Here is a 1071-nt window from a genome sequence, read left to right on the forward strand (position 1 = left end):
TTTTTTCGTTCACACCAAAGCTCCTAAACCCATAAAATGGAATTGTAGTTGTTCCTCAATCAATTCGAGAGGAGGCGTTAACATGGGTGCTGCTGTTGCTGATGGTTACGTTGGGTTCCCCACCGTAGTCGGGCTTGCTATCGCTCTCATCGTTATCGGAGCTTTTTACCCTGCGATTATTGGCGTCGGGTACGTTGGTGACGGCTGTTAGTTAAGAGAGGAGGTAATATCTATGGGTGCATGCGGGTGCGGTACAGGGGGCTATATCGGAAATAGCATTGTTGCATTGGCCATTTTGATTATTATTATAGCCATCCTCGGCACCGGATTTGGAATGGGCTTCGGTGCTTACTAATCGATAAACTAATTCAAGCGTGCGGCGGTGGAAACTGCCCACGCTTTATTATTTTCTCCACTGAGTTAGTTGCAGTACCCTGCTCCCTTTGTTGCTCAAGTTCGACCATTTTTAAATTACGGGCTAAATCTATCATAAAATTGCTTTTATGATGTATACAGTATCTTTGGTAAGTACAGTGAATCAGAATTATAGGTAACCCCAACTCTAGGTGTTATAATTAGGTTAGAAAAATATTATACGAATATTTCTAGGAGGTTATGTCATGTTCTGGCACCAAGAAAAACATTCGACATCAGCTGAGAGAATTGATTTAACCCCCATCCTTAGTACCCTTGAGAAAATGTGCGATGGAGATTATACATTAAGGATTAACTTACCCAAAGATAACCCTTTAGCCCCGGTTTCCTTATTAATCAACAGGTTAATGGATAACCATGAATCGCAAATAAAACGCCTCACTATGGACTTGAATAATGTTGTATATGAAGGAGTACATAGTGGGAATTATGTTAATCAGTTATCTAGTCAATTCGAAATTTTAACTAGCAATTTTGAGCAGATTGCAACAGCCGTAACTCAACTTTCTGAGTCTGTAAGTGACTTTGCTCAGACAATTGACTTAACAGCAAATCAAACCGACGATGGGAAAATTTCAATAACCGAAACAAATTCTAGTATTTCAACTGTTATAAAAGAAACATCTAATTCTCAAA

3 protein-coding genes are annotated in these 1071 nt (G+C 39.5%); all 3 read left to right on the forward strand.

The annotated features are described in order from the left end of the window. Positions 1-82 precede the first annotated feature (82 nt). Positions 83-211, forward strand: a complete 129-nt coding sequence (locus tag H1S01_RS22195) for a hypothetical protein (protein ID WP_279287055.1) — start codon at positions 83-85, stop codon at positions 209-211. 21 nt (positions 212-232) lie between these two features. Continuing rightward, the gene (locus tag H1S01_RS22200; RefSeq protein ID WP_268892070.1) at positions 233-355 is read left to right on the forward strand and encodes a hypothetical protein; all 123 of its coding nucleotides are present in this window, start codon (positions 233-235) and stop codon (positions 353-355) included. Positions 356-620: 265 nt separating this feature from the next. Beyond that, a partial coding sequence (locus tag H1S01_RS20335) for a methyl-accepting chemotaxis protein (RefSeq protein ID WP_188042170.1) occupies positions 621-1071 on the forward strand: 451 nt, incomplete at its 3' end.

Origin of the sequence: Heliobacterium chlorum, assembly GCF_014502795.1 — a bacterium.
GTDB classification, from domain to species: domain Bacteria; phylum Bacillota; class Desulfitobacteriia; order Heliobacteriales; family Heliobacteriaceae; genus Heliobacterium; species Heliobacterium chlorum.